This is a genomic window from Amycolatopsis sp. WAC 01376 (assembly GCF_003947415.1).
In the GTDB taxonomy this organism is placed as follows: domain Bacteria; phylum Actinomycetota; class Actinomycetes; order Mycobacteriales; family Pseudonocardiaceae; genus Amycolatopsis.
In genome coordinates, this window is record NZ_QHKL01000020.1 from 1 (window position 1) to 1237 (window position 1237).

1 protein-coding gene is annotated in these 1237 nt (G+C 68.6%); it reads left to right on the forward strand.

Annotation, left to right across the window (positions count from 1 at the left end; genetic code table 11):
- Window positions 1–192: 192 nt before the first annotated feature.
- Window positions 193–1203: an IS30 family transposase gene (locus tag DMH03_RS41920; RefSeq protein WP_125797547.1), complete on the forward strand. Its 1011-nt coding sequence runs from the start codon at window positions 193–195 to the stop codon at window positions 1201–1203.
- Window positions 1204–1237: the final 34 nt, after the last annotated feature.

Here is a 1237-nt window from a genome sequence, read left to right on the forward strand (position 1 = left end):
CTTGGGTTCACGGGGTCGTTGCAACACCGATTGTGGTCGGAGGTTGTGTTGGCGGGTCGTGTGCCGTTGGTGCGGGATGTGCGGGTGGGGTTCTGGGAGGGGATTCGGGCGGGGCGGGCTGTGACGCCTGCCTCTCTGGCGGCGGGTGTGTCGCAGGAGACCGGTCGGCGGTGGTTCGCCGAGGCTGGTGGGGTGGTCGGTAACGCGCCCCGTCGGTTGGGGACACGGTATTTGTCGGTGGCGGAGCGGGAGGAGATCTCCCGTGGGCTGGCCGGCGGTGACGGGGTGCGGGAGATCGCGCGGCGGTTGGATCGGGCGCCGTCGACGGTTAGCCGGGAGATCAACAACAACGGTGGCCCGGGCCGGTATCGGGCCCATGTGGCGGAGGCGGCGGCGCGGGAGCGGGCGAAGCGGCCGAAGACGGCGAAACTGGCCGATCCCGGCAATGCCGGGTTGCGGGATCATGTGCAGGAACGGTTGCTGCTGCGGTGGTCGCCGGAGCAGATTTCGGCCAGGCTGGTGAGCGAGTTCGCCGACTGTCCGGAGATGCGGGTGTCCCACGAGACGATCTATCAGTCGATCTACGTGCAAGGCCGGGGCGCGCTGCGCCGCGAGCTCGCGGCCTGCCTGCGGACCGGGCGGGCGCTGCGTAAACCCCACCGCCAGGCCGAGGCCCGCACGCCGCGGATCCCGAACATGGTGCCGATCAGCCAGCGCCCGGCCGAGGCCGAGGACCGGGCCGTGCCCGGGCACTGGGAAGGAGATCTGATCCTCGGCGCCTCGAACCAGTCCGCGATCGGCACCCTGGTCGAGCGCAGCACCCGGTTCTGCCTGCTGCTGCACCTGCCCGACGGCCACGACGCCGTCGCCGTCCGCGACGCCATGATCACCACCATCCACACCCTGCCCGACCAGCTGAAACAGTCGATGACCTGGGACCAGGGCACCGAGCTGGCCCGGCACGCCGAGATCACCATGGCCACCGACCTGGACATCTACTTCTGCGACCCGCACTCACCCTGGCAACGCGGCAGCAACGAGAACACCAACGGCCTGCTCCGCCAATACTTCCCCAAAGGCACCGACCTCTCAGCCCACAGCCCCGGGCATCTCGCGAGAGTGGCCGCCGAACTCAACGGCCGCCCCCGCAAAACACTGGACTGGCTTACACCCCAAGAAAAACTCAACCTGCTACTGTCCTAAATAGAGCATGTTGCGACGACCGCATGAATCCGCC